The organism is Bacillus sp. ok061 (genome assembly GCF_900108285.1).
GTDB lineage: Bacteria > Bacillota > Bacilli > Bacillales > Bacillaceae_G > Bacillus_A > Bacillus_A thuringiensis_S.
This window is the reverse complement of the sequence record NZ_FNUW01000002.1, coordinates 51040-66434: the sequence shown is the minus strand read 5'-3', so window position 1 is coordinate 66434 and position 15395 is coordinate 51040. Positions and strand designations below refer to the sequence as shown.

Below are 15395 nucleotides of genomic sequence, written 5' to 3'. Positions count from 1 at the left end.
TTCCGCATCCCTGATTTCGGAATAAGCGCCGTCTCGTACTGCGTTTACATTATATTTTCAAGGGGGTTATACAATGAGTCAACTAGCTGTAAATCTTCATGAAAAGGTAGAAAAGTTTCTTCAAGGTACAAAAAAGTTATATGTGAATGGATCTTTCATTGAAAGCGCTTCCGGAAAAACATTTAAAACACCTAACCCAGCAACTGGTGAAACACTTGCCGTCGTTTCTGAAGCTGGTCGCGAAGATATTCATAAAGCTGTAGTCGCAGCTCGTATGGCTTTTGACGAAGGTCCTTGGTCTCGTATGAGCACTGCTGAGCGAAGCCGTCTCATGTACAAGTTAGCTGATCTAATGGAAGAACATAAAGAAGAGCTTGCACAGCTCGAAACATTAGATAACGGAAAGCCAATCCGTGAAACAATGGCAGCAGACATACCACTTGCAATTGAGCATATGCGCTATTACGCTGGCTGGGCTACGAAAATCGTTGGTCAAACAATTCCTGTTTCCGGTGATTACTTTAACTATACACGCCATGAAGCTGTTGGTGTCGTTGGTCAAATTATCCCTTGGAACTTCCCGCTTCTTATGGCAATGTGGAAAATGGGAGCAGCGCTTGCTACAGGATGTACAATCGTTTTAAAACCTGCAGAACAAACTCCACTATCTGCTCTATACTTAGCTGAATTAATTGAAGAAGCTGGATTCCCGAAAGGTGTTATTAATATCGTACCTGGATTTGGTGAATCAGCTGGACAAGCTCTCGTTAATCATCCACTCGTTGATAAAATTGCATTTACCGGTTCTACTCCTGTCGGTAAACAAATTATGAGACAAGCATCCGAATCATTAAAACGAGTTACACTTGAGTTAGGCGGTAAATCACCAAATATCATCTTGCCAGATGCTGATTTATCTCGCGCGATTCCTGGTGCACTTTCTGGTGTTATGTTTAACCAAGGACAAGTATGCTCTGCTGGATCACGCTTATTTGTTCCGAAGAAAATGTATGATAATGTCATGGCTGATCTCGTCCTCTATTCTAAAAAACTAAATCAAGGTGTTGGTCTTAACCCTGAAACAACAATTGGTCCTCTCGTTTCCGAAGAACAACAAAAACGTGTAATGGGCTACATTGAAAAAGGGATTGAAGAAGGCGCTGAAGTACTTTGCGGAGGAAGTAATCCATTCGATCAAGGCTACTTCGTTTCTCCTACAGTATTCGCTGACGTAAATGATGAAATGACGATCGCAAAAGAAGAAATTTTCGGTCCAGTTATTTCTGCAATACCGTTTAACGATATTGATGAAGTAATTGAACGTGCGAATAAATCGCAATTTGGCTTAGCTGCTGGTGTATGGACAGAAAATGTTAAAACTGCACACTATGTTGCAAGTAAAGTACGTGCAGGTACAGTATGGGTAAACTGTTATAACGTCTTTGATGCAGCATCTCCATTTGGAGGATTTAAACAATCTGGCCTCGGCCGTGAAATGGGGTCTTACGCATTAAATAACTATACAGAAGTGAAGAGCGTTTGGCTTAACTTAAATTAATGAGAAAGAACCTGACTTACCTGGTCAGGTTCTTTTCATTATGTATTCCTTTAAACTTGCAGTCCTCCGCTCACATTTAATACTTCACCTGTAATATAGGATGCGTATTCTGATGCTAAAAAGGCTGCTGCGTTCGCAATATCTTCTGGCGTTCCAATTCTACCAACTGGAATAGCGCCAACCATCTTTTCTTTCACTTTATCTGGTATCGTTTTGGTCATATCTGTATCCATAAACCCCGGACAAATCGCATTACAAGTAATACCGAAACTTCCAACTTCTTTCGCTGCTGTTTTCGTTAAACCTACAACTCCTGCCTTTGTAGCCGCATAATTTGCTTGACCTATGTTTCCTTCTCTACTAATTGAAGATATATTAATAATGCGTCCATACCCTTGTTGTCTCATGTAAAGAAGCGCTGGTTGCATACAATAAAAAACTCCAGTTAAGTTCACTTGTAATACTTGTTCCCAAGCAGACTTCTCCATTTTATGTAACATTGCGTCTCTTGTAATTCCAGCATTATTCACCAAAATATGTAATGTACCAAATTTTTGAACCCCATATTCAATTAACGACTTTGCTTCATTTTGATTACTCACATCACATCGATATGAGCACACTTCATATCCTTCATCTGATAACTCACGTGTCGTTTTTTGTAGATTCTCTTCATTTACATCGCTAATTAATACTTTCGCCCCTAGTTTTGCATAAACCCTTGCAATCTCTTTTCCAATTCCCTGTGCAGCTCCTGTTACAACAGCTGTTTTCCCATTTAAAAACTCCATTCCTATCCCCCATTTCTATTACTTATACTGTATATTTCGGCTCCTTGCTTTCCATTTCCTCTTTGTATAAAAAAGTCTATTTGTGTCAAACTAACTTTGCAACGTCGCATAAAGTGAAACTTTAATCAGTGGGAAGTTTGTTCATCCCCACTGATTATCAGCCCTCACCAATCGGGCATTTACTGGCAGTTAATCTCCCACCTAGCTTCTTTGTTCCATCTGAATTTTGAGGTGGGAATTTTACTACCCGTTATGCGGGATAAAGTGCAAGGAGATTGTGTCGAATGAACAAAAAGAATTTCAAACAAAACAAAGCAACTGATGGCATTGATGTTGAGTTCTCTCGCGAACTCGCTGACCACAATGACTTAGAAGCAAACGCACGTGCAAATGCCGCTGATGCACGTCAAAAACGCCAATCAACCGAAAAATAAGGTACATCACAACCTTATTCTTTTCAAAAGGGACCTACTACCCAACAAAATAAACCGAGAGACATCTCTTGGTTTATTTTCTATATTTTTTTGCATAATGAGCCAAGGTAAGCAACGGATATATATGAGTATAACTATGATAACGAATATAAAACCCACCTGGTAAACCTGTTCCAGTAGGATATTTTTCATTTACATAAGGGTTGGAGAGCAAATATGAAATACCTTTGCGAATGACTGGTGTTTCTTTTTCATAGTACGAAATGAGAGCATCTAACGCCCATGCCGTTTGTGATGGTGTACTAAACGGCAAAGTAACAAATCTTTTTTCCACACTACTTTGGCAAGATTCTCCCCAGCCACCATCTTCATGCTGTATATGTTCAAGCCATAAAGCTGCTCGTTTTAATGATGGATCGCTAGATGGTATTCCTAGTGACCGTAAACCAGTCAACACTGCCCATGTACCATATATATAACAAATTCCCCATTTCCCATACCATGATCCATTTTCCTCTTGTATATTCATTAACCAATTTATCGCACTTTGTTTTTGTTTCTCGGGCAATTCATTTTGCGCATATGTCCCGAAAAACTCTAGCACTCTTCCTGTAATATCTGGTGTAGAAGGATCTGTAATCATATCACTTGCATTTTCGATTGGTAAATTTGCTAATATACGGCTCGTTACCCCTTTTTCAAAAGCCCCCCAACCACCATCATTATTTTGCAATCCTTTAACCCAATTAACCGCTCTCTTCCAAGAATTATCTACATTTTCGTTCCCTCTACTTCGCGCCAATGCTCTTAACACAGCAGTTGTATCATCAATATCTGGAATCGTCGTATTCACATCCGAAAAGCCCCAACCACCTGGGAATAGATCCGGTGCATGTACACTCCAATCTACTTTCTTCGTTTGCTGTTTTCTTAGTAAATACGCTGATGCATTTTGAATTCCTTTACTTGCTTTCGGAACTTGAGCTTCTTGCAAAGCATAACTGAGTAAAGCTGTATCCCATACAGTTGACGGAGAGTTTTGCAAATGGCTCCCTCTCTCCATCTTCCATATATAAGATGTGATTCCCGTTATAGCCTTCTGAATAATTGGTGATTGAATAGAATGCCCTAATGCAAGTAAAGCATAAATCATATAAAACGAGGCAGTTGCGTAACTATATAATGTTCCATTTTCATCAATACGCTCTTTCATAAAACGTTCTACTGCCTCATATCCTTTATGATGCAAAGAAAGTGGATACGTTATAATTTTCTTCACCTCACTTAATAACGTTTGAAAAACTGGAGATCGGTCCTCCCGAAACCATTCTCCGCCCCCGCCTGCAATGTGATTTAAATTTGGCAATAACTTTTTCCCTACTCGAAATCTTTTATTTAAACACAACATCATCGGAATTAAATGAATACGTGCTGAGCTACTCAATTCAAATATACTGAGGGGGGAATCATTCTGCAGAAACATAATTGGTGTTGGCAAATGAAAGAGAGAAGGATATTCATATTCTCCATGAACCGCTAATAAAAACTTCGTCATAAAATGAGCACGCGCCACCCCCCCGCGCTCATTTATAAACATTTCCGCTCGCTTCATATTCGCATCTTCTTTTGTATATTTTTCCGATGCAAGTAAGGCAGCATAAGATTGAATTGTAGCAGATAAATTACCACCCACTTCATCTTCATACAATTTCCATGTTCCTTCATTTGTTTGGAGTGATGCTAATCTTTTTACAAACGGTTCTATCTCTTTATCTCTACCTAATAATTTTAATAAAAAAATCATATGACAATCTGTTAGTGGCGCTCCTTCAAAACAAAACCGCCAAGTACCATCTTGCCGTTGCATCGTTTGAAGTGCAGTTGTTCTTCTCGCTATTTCTTCATGCACTTTTTCATATAATAACAAGTTACTCACCCACCCTTTCGAAATCCGTATAACGATATTCAAAAAGGTAGCTGAATATGTATAAAAACAAAGAAAAGCAGAACATATAAAATGTTCTGCTCATAAACAATATCCTACTCCGACAATAATCCCTAATAAAGCACCGACTACTACTTCATACGGTGTATGCCCAACAAGTTCGTTTAACTTCTTATATTCTGTTTCTCTACCATGAAAAAAGTCATTCAATATTTTTGCTTGTTTACTTACTGCAAGCCTTACTCCTGAAGCATCATACATAACAATAATGGCAAAAATAGCAGCAACCGCAAACATCGAGCTTTCCACACCTTCCACTACTCCAACTCCTGTAGCAAGCGCTGTAACTGTTGAAGCATGAGAACTTGGCATCCCACCTGAAGCAAAAAACTTTGCAAAATCAAATTCACCCGTTTTAACTAATTTAAAGACTACTTTCGTTAATTGTGCTAAAAACCATGAAATTACAGCTGCCATAAGCGGATCATTATGTAAAATTGTTTCCATGTTCTCAGCTCCTTACTGACTATAATGGAAATTCTATATAATATAAGTATAAAGAAAAATGCGTAGAAAATACTACGCATTATGATACTTTTGCTGATTTATTTTTTATAAATTTCGGTTGTTTCTGCACTAAAAACTTGGTTTTCGCTACCGAGAATACAAATAAAGCAACCCATATACAGAAAAATGCAATCATATGTGTAGATGTGAAATGTTCACCAAATACAAATACACCTAAAATTAAGCTAATTGTTGGCGCAATATATTGTAAAAATCCCACCATATAAAGCGGAATAAGTTGTGCTCCTTTTGCAAAATAAAATAGTGGTAATGCTGTTACAATACCTGCTCCTATTAAAAGTAACGTTGATAACATTGAAATAGATCCAAATGAGCCGAAACCATGTGCTCCTGTCATAACAAGGTAAATGATTGCAAACGGTGTCACTAACATCGTTTCCATCGTAAGTCCAATTGTAGCATCATAGTTTAACAGTTTTTTCGTTAATCCGTATAATCCAAATGAAAAGGCAAGTGAAAGAGAAACCCACGGAATAGATCCGAAACGTACTGTTAAAATGACAACCCCTACTCCTGCTAAACCAACTGCAACATATTGCCAAAAGTTTAACTTTTCCTTTAAAACGACTGTACCAAGTAAAATACTAATAAGCGGATTAATATAATAGCCAAGACTCGCTTCAATAACATGATTATGATTAACGGCCCATATGTAAACAAACCAGTTTCCGCTAATCAAGACTGAAGCTATTGTTAATGACATTAATAATTTAGGTCGTTTAAAAAGATTCACAAATTCCCCAATAAACTGGCGAAACCTCTTCGTAACACCTAATACAAGTAACATAAAAACAAACGCCCAAACGATGCGGTGTGCTAATATTTCATCTGCTGGAACTTCCTCAACCCATTTCCAATAAATCGGTAGAATTCCCCACATCGTATAAGCACCAGCCGCATATAGTATCCCTTTTTTTTGCTCTGCTGATTGACTCCCCATCTTCCTTTTTCTCCTCTTCTCATTTTTTCTCCATTATACGGTCTCACATACTCACTTTACCAATAATCAATCTGCATTTCTTTCGACATTTCTCATACAACGAATAATAAATATACCGTTATTACAACAAGTAACGGTATGCCGAAAACAAATTTCTTTTTATGAGTTTTATGATGAAACATATACATACCGATCCAAGCTCCAACTGCTCCCCCAGCTGCCGCTGATAAAAACAACGTACTTTCTGGCGTTCTCCACTGTTTCTTCTTTGCTTTTCGTTTATCAAGCCCCATAAGGCTAAAAGCTATAACGTTAATAATAAGAAAATAAATCCATTTCATCGCTTTCTCTCCTTATGAAAAATTCGCTTAATGGTAACACGAAAAAACGACGGAAACAACTGAAGAACTCTTTTTATTAAACTAGTTTCATTCCTTTTTCTTAATTAGTTACCTTCATATTTACATAACCAACTAAAATCGCAATTAAAGCATTTAAATAGAAAAATGTTATGAGCAAAATCTTATATTTCATTACATTCACCCACTACCATATCATCAAAAAAACTGCTCTCAATCACTTTCTCATCAAAATGAAGAACTACAATTAGCCCTACATATAAAGAAACAAAATTTAGAAAACATTCCCCATTCTCATCTTTCTTAGCTAAGCATTTAAATATCTCTTGAAATTGCATACGCTCGTCTGCAGCAACAACCGGACGCACACCAAAATATTTCAATACGAGATTCAGCTTCAGCTGCACGGATAATGATAAAATATATTTTAATAACTCTGTATACTCTGCACAATCTTTTTGACTATACAACTTCACAAGCTTTTGATGTAAAGTAGAAATCGATAATTCTTCGTCAGTCACTTTAGTTGCTTCTACCATTTCAATCATCTTTTTCATATTCATTACATTCACCCCTTCTGCAAAAAAACAAAAGCCAAAGCGTATTTATTTTATAATCAGCAATAATTTAGTATTTCTCGTCTCTCGTTCTTCTTCACTCACTAAGTCATACTTCTTTAGAAGATGAAAGACATCATTTAATATTTCCTGTGAATGATTCCCTTGCAAAAATCCCTTTAACTCTTTAAAAATCACTTCCGGTAAAAAATCCTTTTGACTTTCAAGCTTATTCATCACATCTTCAATAGAATGATCAATGTTACACGCCATACTAAACTTCCCCCTCTATCCTCTATAAATAATATCCTCAGCTAACGATGTAAACACTTCTCCAACAAGAGAATCTTCATCATATACAGATGAACCGTTATTTTCTTCACGTTTTGCAAAAGGTATTTTGGCAATTACTTCTGTTTGCAATTGTTCTGCAAGCATTTCGCCGCCACCTTTTCCGAAGAGATAGTTTTTCGATCCATCTTGCTCTTCATAATAAGCCATATTTTCTACAATCCCTAAAATCTTGTGTTTCGTATGCTTTGCCATAACACCTACTCTAGATGCTACGAACGAAGCTACATTGTGTGGTGTTGTAACGATAATTTCTTGCGCCTGCGGGATCATTGCTGCAACATCAATAGCAACATCTCCTGTACCAGGTGGTAAATCAAGAAGTAAATAATCTAATTCTCCCCAGTGCGTATTCGCAAGGAAATTTTGAATCCATTTATTTAACATCGGTCCGCGCCACATAACCGGGTTATTTCCTTCCGTAAAAAATCCCATCGACATAATTTTAACACCGTGACTAACGACCGGAATTGCTGTTTGATCAATCATCGTCGGTTTTTGATTCGTTTCCATCATAGCTGGAATGCTAAAACCATATATATCTGCATCTAATATCCCCACTTTTTTGCCCATACGAGCTAAAGCAGTTGCAAGATTAATTGTCACTGTTGATTTCCCAACTCCACCTTTACCACTCGTTACAGTAATAAATCGTACCCCTGAATCAAGGCGAAGCATGCTCGGCATACCAGTTTCTGTTCTACTATTTCTCTTTAACTTCTCTGTTAGCGCAGCTCGTTCTTCTTGTGTCATAGAACCAAATTTCAAATCTACCTTAGATGCACCAACTGCCTGAAGAGACTCTTCCACATCTTGTTGAATTTTTGCCTTTAATGGACAACCTTGAATCGTTAGCACTACTTCAAGTTTAACCTCTGTTCCATTCATTTGTATATTTCTAACCATATTTAATTCTACAATACTTTTGTGTAACTCCGGATCCTCTACATGTTTTAATGCATTCATTATTTGTTCTTGCGTAATCATAGCACTCATCCTTTCTCGTATTCGAATTTATATACAACATTTTCTTGGCGAAAAAGCTTATTATCCCCCGCTAACAGGCGGGATTAATGCGACTATATCTCCAGCTTTTATCATCTCTTCATTTGTTACAAACTCTTCATTCACAGCCACCATCACTTTATCAAGCGATTGTAAACTATAACTTGCTTTCAGCCATTCTTTTACTTGCTGAACTGTCATTTCTTGTTCTTCTAAAATTACGAATCGATCCGATCCGACTTCCTCACGCAAATTTGCGAACAATAAAATTGTAATCATCTTCTCATTCTTCCTTCTTCGGTTTTCCTTCTGGATATGCCGTATTTTCAAGCTGGTCTCCAATCCACATCGTTCCATCTTCCCAAAATTCTTTTTTCCAAATTGGGACGATTTGTTTTATACGTTCAATCGCGTATTCATTCACTTCATACGCTACTTTACGATGCGGTGATGAAACTGCAATGACTACCGCAATATCCATGATTTCTAGCCGCCCTACACGGTGCGTAATTGCTACTATTGCGTCCGGCCACTTTTCATTTATTTCTTTACCAATTCTTGTAAGTTGTTTTACTGCCATCGGTTTATATGCTTCGTACTCTAAATGTAGCGTTCGTTTTCCTTTTGTAAGTTCTCTCACGGTACCAATAAATGTTGTAATTGCACCTGCTTCTCTTCTTGCGACTTTATTCGTTACTGCTTCAACTAAAATCGGAATATCTACGATTTCAAATAGTGCTTGTCCCATTAGAAACACCTCTCACTTTATAAAATGTCCAAGGCCATTCACTACCTTCATTATCTTCCAGCAAGAGAATATCTACGAACATATCTTTTTTATAACCTCTCGTACCACCTGGAAGTACAATAAATATATTTGTCTCTGCTAGGGAAGAAACCGAGCTAGATTTATCAAACCCTGACGGATAAGCAATTAATTGCCCTTCTTTATATGTCAGTTTTGCTCGCACAAATCTTGTAAATGGATTTGGTTTTAGAAAATCTTCTCCTAATAACGCTTTTTCTCTTTTCATATGTGCTTTTTCACTAAACATATACGTCCGAACACAAGGCCTTACAAACAATTCAAATCCTACGTAACAAGCAGATGGATTTCCTGATAAACCAAATAATAACTTGCCATGTAATTGCGCTACAGTCGTAACACTTCCTGGCCGCATTGCAACTTTATTGAAAAGAACAGAGGCACCTAGCTTTTCGTAAATAGCTGGTAAATAATCGTAATCTCCTACTGATACACCGCCCGTTGTAATTAACATATCTACTTGGCCAAGCGCTTCTTTCACAGCTGTAAAACACGTATTAAAATCATCACTAAACTTCCCAAAACATTTTACTCTGCCGCCTGCTCTTCGAATTTGAGACAATATCATATACGTATTACTATTTCGGATTTTCCCTGGCTGTAATGAATCATTGACATCCAGTAATTCACTCCCAGTTGCTAACAGTCCAATTACAGGCTTTCTCGCAACTGGTACTTCACTATAACCGAATGTAGCAAGAAGAGCTGAAATACCTGGATTAATGTACGATCCTTTCTTTGCAAGAACCGTTCCTTTACGAGCATCTTCACCTTGAAAAGAAATATTGTCGCCTGTTTTGAATGATCGCTTCACTTCCATGTAATTGTTGCCTGCCTCCTCATATTGACGAGTCAGCTCTAACATAACGATTGCATCACACCCATTCGGAATTTGTGCTCCCGTCATAATTCGAACTGCTTGAAACGGACCTACTTTCTCATGGAATAGCGATCCTGCACCAATTTCACCCACTACTTCAAATACAATTGGCGTTTCATAACTTGCTAAATTAGTATCTTCTGCTCTAATAGCAAATCCATCATACGGCGAACGATTAAATGACGGTACATCATGGTCAGCTACTAAATCCTCTGCTAATATACGCCCATAAGCTAATTCAATCGGTAATAGCTCCTTTAAGCCTTTATCAGCAAATCCCATCACTTTACGAACAGCTTCTTCAACCGTAATTGCTACTCTTCTTTCCATTGTTGACAACCCTTTCTATTAGCCGAATACGCGATAATATAGTTGTTTCGCTTTCGAAATATCATTTGTACCATGAATAAAAACACGACCATCCCGAAAAACAACGATGCGGTAATCATCGAATTGGCAAGATAGTAAATACGGATTCCGATCTACTTTCCCCAGTTTTTGTAATACTTTTTCTATATCATCAAAATTGTATTTCCTATTGTCTACTGTTCTAATTTGAACTGTATTTCTTCCGCATAAAACAGCTGCTTTCGTTTGATTTTCGTATGATAAATAAGGATAAGTTCGATTCAAACCGCATGAGAGACAAGCGTCTGTTTTTATTTTCCCTAATTTTATAAAATGATTTTGATTACTCCATATATCAAACATGAAAAATGTTTTGCTAATTGCTGAGAAATCTTCCACTAAAATTTTGAGTGCTTCTGCCACTTGATATGCTGCGACGATTTGAACAGTCGGGCTAATAATTCCAGCGGTATCACATGTCACACCTGTAACAGGAATATTTTTCAGCATACAATGTAAACACGGTGTCTCTTGCGGAATAATTGTATAACTCATACCATACGATCCAACGCAAGAACCATATACCCAAGGAATATTATGTTTTTGTGATAAATCATTTATTACAAATCGAATATCAAAATTATCTGTTGCATCAATGATTACATCTACATTTTTTAATAGACCTTCCATATTTTCTGAAGTTGCATCCATTACGAAAGCATGTATTTGTACTTCCGAATTAATTTGTTCTAACCGATTTTTTGCAGCAATTGCTTTCGGCATTTTCTCTCTCGCATCTTGTTCAGAGTACAATTGTTGCCTTTGTAAATTACTCCATTCAACGTAGTCACGATCAATAATCGTCAACTTGCCAACACCTGCACGTACGAAACTTTCGGCACTTGCACTTCCTAATGCGCCTGCCCCTACAATTAACACATGTTTATTTCGAATTTTTTCTTGTCCTTTACTCCCAATTGGTTTGAACAACTGTTGTCGTGAATACCGATCAGCCATTACATACCCTTCCTCTCAAGAACTCTATTTCATATTAGAATGTTGTTTCTGATAACAAGCAAAGTAAGCAAAACCAACAAACCCAGCTCCTCCAATTACATTTCCAATAAAAACAGGAACAAAATTTTTAGCCAAATCCATCCACGTTAGATGACCAGCAAAAATAACAGCGGAAATGACAAACATATTTGCTACTACTTGCTGAAATCCAATCACTACAAATGCCATAATTGGAATCCAAATTCCGATGATTTTTCCGACAAAATCACTCGTCCCGTAAGCGAGCCAAAGAGCAAGACAAACGAGCCAATTACAACCAATTGCTAAAATTAAAGTTCTCCCAAATGATTCATGTAACTTCCCTTCCGCTATCGCTACCGTTTTATTTAAATACTCTCCCTCTGTTAATCCACCAAGATGTCCAAAGCAATACGCAACGAAAATTGCCCCAATAAAATTCATGAGAGTAATCCAAACCCAGTTATTCAGTACACTTATCAATGTAATTTTCTTTGCATAAAGCGCCATAGACAGTGACATCATATTTCCCGTAATTAATTCTCCTCCTGCTAATACTACGAGCATGAGTCCAACAGGAAATACTGCTCCTCCTAAAACATTCACTAGACTCCCCCAGCGCTCAGGTAAATTCCCTAAAACTCGAATGTTAAGTAAAAAACCTATCGCAATAAACGCTCCTCCTAAAAAACCGAGAATAAGCATCGCTGGCAATGTCTGTCTTACTTTTTGAACACCGGCCTCAATGACAAGCTCAGCAATTTGTTCCGGCTTATGAAATGCCATTACCCATTCCTCCATTTTCTCCAAATAAAAAAGCAGCTTCAAAAAACCTCCTCAAAATAAAGGTTTTTGAATGCTGCTTAATTTCTCTGCACATCTTTTACAGAGATATCAATCATCACTTTTACTATAAAATAGAAAATCCACAACTCTTGTAAATTTTCCATTTTTCACTATGACGCTAGCTTTATATATTAACCACCGATATGTGACATTTCAATTTTAGGTATTGTTTTCTTATTTGTATGATTTAAGCGTTCATCTGAATAACGATCTTCCCTATTATTCCATATATCGCGTACTACATCTGTAATGTCCTCATCTGTATGTTCAGAACGAAGCAATTCTCTTAAATCATTTCCTTTAGAAGCAAATAAGCAAGTATATAATTTTCCTTCTGCAGAAATACGAGCTCTCGTACATGATGAGCAAAAAGAATCTGTTACTGATGAAATAATACCTATTTCCTCATCGCTTCCTATATAACGATACCTAGTAGCCACTTCACCAGAATAATTTGCTTCTATCCGTTCTAACGGCATAACTTGATGAATCGTATCTACTATTTCTTGTTTAGAGACGACCTCTTTTAAATCCCACCCATTATAATTTCCAACGTCCATATACTCAATAAAACGAAGAATATGCTTGTTTTCCTTAAAATATTGCGCCATCTGCAAGATGTCCTGTTCGTTTTTTCCCTTTTGAACGACCATGTTTATTTTAATTTTCATTCCAACTTCAGCTGCAGCCTGTATTCCTTCCAGAACCCTTTGCACTTTGCTCCTATTACCATTTAAATAGAAAAACCGCTCTTCTTCCAGGGAATCTAAACTAACTGTTACACGTGATAGTCCCGCCTTATATAAATCAGGAGCAAACTTTTTCAGTAGTGAACCATTTGTTGTTAAACCGATATCTTCCACACCATCTATTTTATGAAGCCGCTCAATAAGCTGCGGAAGATCTCTTCGAAGTAACGGTTCCCCGCCAGTAATCCGTAATTTTCTCACACCTAAAGATACGAAAATACGAGTTATCCTTTCAATTTCATCAAAAGATAAAATTTTGTCATTAGACAAAAACGAGTAATCAGGACCAAATATTTCTTCTGGCATACAATACCGACAACGAAAATTACAGCGGTCAGTAACTGAAATACGTAAATCCTTTAACGGACGTTGCAACTTGTCTAATGTAACTGATTTCATCTTCATTGCCTCACTTTTATTTTATATTTAAAACACGTTCTGAATGGGTATATACATTTAAGGCGTGATTACGAATAAATCCTATTGCCGTAATACCTAAATCTTCCGCTAGTTGCAAAGCTAACTCAGTTGGAGCTGATTTTGATAGTATAATTTCACAACCGATTTTTGCAACTTTCAATAATATTTCCGAAGAAATACGACCACTAAAAACAATGATTTTATCTTTTATAGAAATATCGTTTCTTAAACAATAACCGTAAATTTTGTCTAGTGCATTATGCCTACCAATATCCATTCGGCTTAAAATAATACCATTCACATCACATAAAGCTGCATTATGAACCCCGCCAGTATGATGAAACGTATCCGCAGATTGCTGCATTTCTTTCATTAACCGAAAACAATCCTCTGCCGCAACCTGTACATGGACACCCTGCATTTTTTTTGCACTTAGTGCATCATTGGCAAAAACAAATCCTTGCCTACTCATACCACAACAAGACGTAATATATCGTTTATTCTGCATTTGTTCATAATACGGATTTACTTTTGTCGTTGTTACATGTACAAATCCTTCTTTTTCCTGTACCCATATGCTATCAATATCCTCATACTTCCGAATGATTCCTTCAGACGCTAAGAAGCCTATCACCATATCTTCTATATATTCTGGAGTACTAACCATTGTAACAAACTCCTGTCCGTTCATTTTAATGGTGACAGGAAACTCTGTTACAATGCTGTCCTCTATATGTTTAAATGCCCCTTGTTCATAACGAAAGATTTCTCTTTCTACCTGTATCGGTTTCACGATCAGTATCCTTCTCTCACGTTATATTTTTATCAAAAACAAATACCGAAACTGCAATATCTTCTTCTACTTTCATATCTGAAAACAAATTCACTAATTTCGCTCCAACAAGTTCCTCCAAATGTTCACGGGAATTCGCAGCATACACTTCTTGAATCATTTTCGTTCTAGCCATATGAACCATTTCCGCACCGTCCATCGTACTTGAAATGAATTTTTCAGTAGGTGTTAAGTTTCCATAAAGAGTCGCTATAGCCATATTTTCTGCAAAAACAGTATGAATTCGTTCTGGTCCTTTTCCGAAAAGTTCCTTTCGAAGTTTTCGTATCATATCATTAAATTCATGTACTTTTTTTGACATACAATCATACCTCCCAAAAGCCTCATTTTACTTTATTATATATTTTACCAAAATGAGCCTTCCGCCCAAACTATTTCGTACAAATATTTGGGCGAAAAGGTTCACTTCATGAAGTTTATTCGTCTTTTAACCCTTTCCCCATACCTTTTAAGAAATGAAGCCCAAACCCGATAGCACGGTTAATATCTGGGTCTTTCAATACTTTCATAAGATCGAATACCCCTACTTTTTTATTACTTTCTAGATGTTCATTACCTTCTTCTAGCCCGACTAATAAACTACCTATAAGCTTTTTCGTAAGTTCTGGGTCAAGTTCAGTTAACGCACCTGCAGCGCCCATCATATTATTAATTAAATTTGTAACAGGCTCACGAGTTACTTGACCTAGAACAATCTTTGCAATTGGTTCTTTCGCTTTTAGCATAGAATTTGCAGCTTCTAGCATTCCAATGTCATTTAATTCCCCTACTATATTAAACATCTGATTTAGAGCTTCTTCATTATTAGTTAGAAGCTCTTTTAAATCATCTAATTTTTGCTGTTTTATTTCTTCCTCAGTTAATTCTTGTTTTTGAATCATTTTTATAGGTGCAGCCATAGTTTTCTCCT

General features: G+C 37.0%; 19 protein-coding genes. 2 read left to right on the top strand and 17 right to left on the bottom strand.

Annotation, left to right across the window (positions count from 1 at the left end; translation table 11 throughout):
- The first annotated feature begins 73 nt into the window (after nt 1–73).
- Nucleotides 74–1558, top strand: a complete 1485-nt coding sequence (gene dhaS, locus C4S65_RS02970; protein WP_000080279.1) for an aldehyde dehydrogenase DhaS — start codon at nt 74–76, stop codon at nt 1556–1558.
- 50 nt (nt 1559–1608) lie between these two features.
- Here dhaS and fabG read toward each other — a convergent pair whose 3' ends face one another.
- Nucleotides 1609–2349, bottom strand: a complete 741-nt coding sequence (fabG, locus tag C4S65_RS02965; protein WP_000395040.1) for a 3-oxoacyl-ACP reductase FabG — start codon at nt 2347–2349, stop codon at nt 1609–1611.
- A 284-nt stretch (nt 2350–2633) separates the two neighbouring features.
- Between fabG and C4S65_RS02960 the strand changes: the two genes are divergently transcribed.
- The gene (locus tag C4S65_RS02960; RefSeq protein ID WP_001035808.1) at nt 2634–2783 is read left to right on the top strand and encodes a YfhD family protein; all 150 of its coding nucleotides are present in this window, start codon (nt 2634–2636) and stop codon (nt 2781–2783) included.
- Between the two features lie 73 nt (nt 2784–2856).
- Here C4S65_RS02960 and C4S65_RS02955 read toward each other — a convergent pair whose 3' ends face one another.
- The 16 genes from C4S65_RS02955 to C4S65_RS02875 form a co-directional block, all read right to left on the bottom strand.
- Nucleotides 2857–4710 carry a prenyltransferase/squalene oxidase repeat-containing protein gene (locus tag C4S65_RS02955; RefSeq protein ID WP_061665760.1) on the bottom strand — a complete coding sequence of 618 codons (1854 nt, stop codon included), beginning with the start codon at nt 4708–4710 and terminating at the stop codon, nt 2857–2859.
- Nucleotides 4711–4809: 99 nt separating this feature from the next.
- The gene (locus tag C4S65_RS02950) at nt 4810–5235 is read right to left on the bottom strand and encodes a divergent PAP2 family protein (RefSeq protein WP_000447819.1); all 426 of its coding nucleotides are present in this window, start codon (nt 5233–5235) and stop codon (nt 4810–4812) included.
- A 79-nt stretch (nt 5236–5314) separates the two neighbouring features.
- Entirely contained in the window at nt 5315–6256 is a 942-nt protein-coding gene (rarD, locus tag C4S65_RS02945; RefSeq protein WP_000535541.1) for an EamA family transporter RarD, read from the bottom strand.
- A 92-nt stretch (nt 6257–6348) separates the two neighbouring features.
- Entirely contained in the window at nt 6349–6597 is a 249-nt protein-coding gene (locus tag C4S65_RS02940) for a DUF1294 domain-containing protein (protein ID WP_000871350.1), read from the bottom strand.
- Between the two features lie 182 nt (nt 6598–6779).
- Nucleotides 6780–7178, bottom strand: a complete 399-nt coding sequence (locus C4S65_RS02935; protein ID WP_061665761.1) for a hypothetical protein — start codon at nt 7176–7178, stop codon at nt 6780–6782.
- A 42-nt stretch (nt 7179–7220) separates the two neighbouring features.
- Complete coding sequence (locus C4S65_RS02930; protein ID WP_000752367.1) at nt 7221–7445, bottom strand: hypothetical protein; 225 nt, start codon at nt 7443–7445, stop codon at nt 7221–7223.
- Between the two features lie 15 nt (nt 7446–7460).
- Nucleotides 7461–8510: a P-loop NTPase gene (locus C4S65_RS02925; protein ID WP_086407537.1), complete on the bottom strand. Its 1050-nt coding sequence runs from the start codon at nt 8508–8510 to the stop codon at nt 7461–7463.
- 60 nt (nt 8511–8570) lie between these two features.
- Nucleotides 8571–8807 carry a molybdopterin converting factor subunit 1 gene (gene moaD / locus C4S65_RS02920; RefSeq protein ID WP_000628493.1) on the bottom strand — a complete coding sequence of 79 codons (237 nt, stop codon included), beginning with the start codon at nt 8805–8807 and terminating at the stop codon, nt 8571–8573.
- A 4-nt stretch (nt 8808–8811) separates the two neighbouring features.
- Complete coding sequence (gene moaE, locus C4S65_RS02915; protein ID WP_098838347.1) at nt 8812–9276, bottom strand: molybdopterin synthase catalytic subunit MoaE; 465 nt, start codon at nt 9274–9276, stop codon at nt 8812–8814.
- Nucleotides 9257–10564, bottom strand: coding sequence for a molybdopterin molybdotransferase MoeA (moeA, locus tag C4S65_RS02910; protein WP_086407539.1), 1308 nt, complete (start codon nt 10562–10564; stop codon nt 9257–9259). Before moeA ends, moaE begins: the two co-directional genes overlap by 20 nt.
- An 18-nt stretch (nt 10565–10582) precedes the next feature.
- On the bottom strand, nt 10583–11599 hold the full coding sequence (locus tag C4S65_RS02905) for a molybdopterin-synthase adenylyltransferase MoeB (RefSeq protein WP_000785265.1): 1017 nt from the start codon (nt 11597–11599) through the stop codon (nt 10583–10585).
- Nucleotides 11600–11623: 24 nt separating this feature from the next.
- Entirely contained in the window at nt 11624–12403 is a 780-nt protein-coding gene (locus C4S65_RS02900; RefSeq protein WP_000863998.1) for a formate/nitrite transporter family protein, read from the bottom strand.
- 191 nt (nt 12404–12594) lie between these two features.
- Complete coding sequence (moaA, locus tag C4S65_RS02890; RefSeq protein WP_000844113.1) at nt 12595–13611, bottom strand: GTP 3',8-cyclase MoaA; 1017 nt, start codon at nt 13609–13611, stop codon at nt 12595–12597.
- Between the two features lie 16 nt (nt 13612–13627).
- Nucleotides 13628–14425 (bottom strand): formate dehydrogenase accessory sulfurtransferase FdhD, encoded by a 798-nt coding sequence (gene fdhD / locus C4S65_RS02885; protein WP_086407540.1) that lies wholly within the window; start codon nt 14423–14425, stop codon nt 13628–13630.
- 16 nt (nt 14426–14441) lie between these two features.
- Nucleotides 14442–14786, bottom strand: coding sequence for a DUF2294 domain-containing protein (locus C4S65_RS02880; protein ID WP_000039582.1), 345 nt, complete (start codon nt 14784–14786; stop codon nt 14442–14444).
- Between the two features lie 115 nt (nt 14787–14901).
- Nucleotides 14902–15384: a DUF1641 domain-containing protein gene (locus C4S65_RS02875; RefSeq protein ID WP_000729897.1), complete on the bottom strand. Its 483-nt coding sequence runs from the start codon at nt 15382–15384 to the stop codon at nt 14902–14904.
- Nucleotides 15385–15395: the final 11 nt, after the last annotated feature.

Excerpts from the sequence above, each read along its gene's own strand:
- dhaS (WP_000080279.1), top strand. The coding sequence starts at position 74 with ATGAGTCAACTAGCTGTAAATCTTCATGAAAAGGTAGAAAAGTTTCTT.
- fabG (WP_000395040.1), bottom strand. The coding sequence starts at position 2,349 with ATGGAGTTTTTAAATGGGAAAACAGCTGTTGTAACAGGAGCTGCACAG.
- C4S65_RS02960 (WP_001035808.1), top strand. The coding sequence starts at position 2,634 with ATGAACAAAAAGAATTTCAAACAAAACAAAGCAACTGATGGCATTGAT.
- C4S65_RS02950 (WP_000447819.1), bottom strand. The coding sequence starts at position 5,235 with ATGGAAACAATTTTACATAATGATCCGCTTATGGCAGCTGTAATTTCA.
- rarD (WP_000535541.1), bottom strand. The coding sequence starts at position 6,256 with ATGGGGAGTCAATCAGCAGAGCAAAAAAAAGGGATACTATATGCGGCT.
- C4S65_RS02940 (WP_000871350.1), bottom strand. The coding sequence starts at position 6,597 with ATGAAATGGATTTATTTTCTTATTATTAACGTTATAGCTTTTAGCCTT.
- C4S65_RS02935 (WP_061665761.1), bottom strand. The coding sequence starts at position 7,178 with ATGAATATGAAAAAGATGATTGAAATGGTAGAAGCAACTAAAGTGACT.
- C4S65_RS02930 (WP_000752367.1), bottom strand. The coding sequence starts at position 7,445 with ATGGCGTGTAACATTGATCATTCTATTGAAGATGTGATGAATAAGCTT.
- C4S65_RS02925 (WP_086407537.1), bottom strand. The coding sequence starts at position 8,510 with ATGATTACGCAAGAACAAATAATGAATGCATTAAAACATGTAGAGGAT.
- moaD (WP_000628493.1), bottom strand. The coding sequence starts at position 8,807 with ATGATTACAATTTTATTGTTCGCAAATTTGCGTGAGGAAGTCGGATCG.
- moaE (WP_098838347.1), bottom strand. The coding sequence starts at position 9,276 with ATGGGACAAGCACTATTTGAAATCGTAGATATTCCGATTTTAGTTGAA.
- moeA (WP_086407539.1), bottom strand. The coding sequence starts at position 10,564 with ATGGAAAGAAGAGTAGCAATTACGGTTGAAGAAGCTGTTCGTAAAGTG.
- C4S65_RS02905 (WP_000785265.1), bottom strand. The coding sequence starts at position 11,599 with ATGGCTGATCGGTATTCACGACAACAGTTGTTCAAACCAATTGGGAGT.
- C4S65_RS02900 (WP_000863998.1), bottom strand. The coding sequence starts at position 12,403 with ATGGCATTTCATAAGCCGGAACAAATTGCTGAGCTTGTCATTGAGGCC.
- moaA (WP_000844113.1), bottom strand. The coding sequence starts at position 13,611 with ATGAAATCAGTTACATTAGACAAGTTGCAACGTCCGTTAAAGGATTTA.
- C4S65_RS02880 (WP_000039582.1), bottom strand. The coding sequence starts at position 14,786 with ATGTCAAAAAAAGTACATGAATTTAATGATATGATACGAAAACTTCGA.
- C4S65_RS02875 (WP_000729897.1), bottom strand. The coding sequence starts at position 15,384 with ATGGCTGCACCTATAAAAATGATTCAAAAACAAGAATTAACTGAGGAA.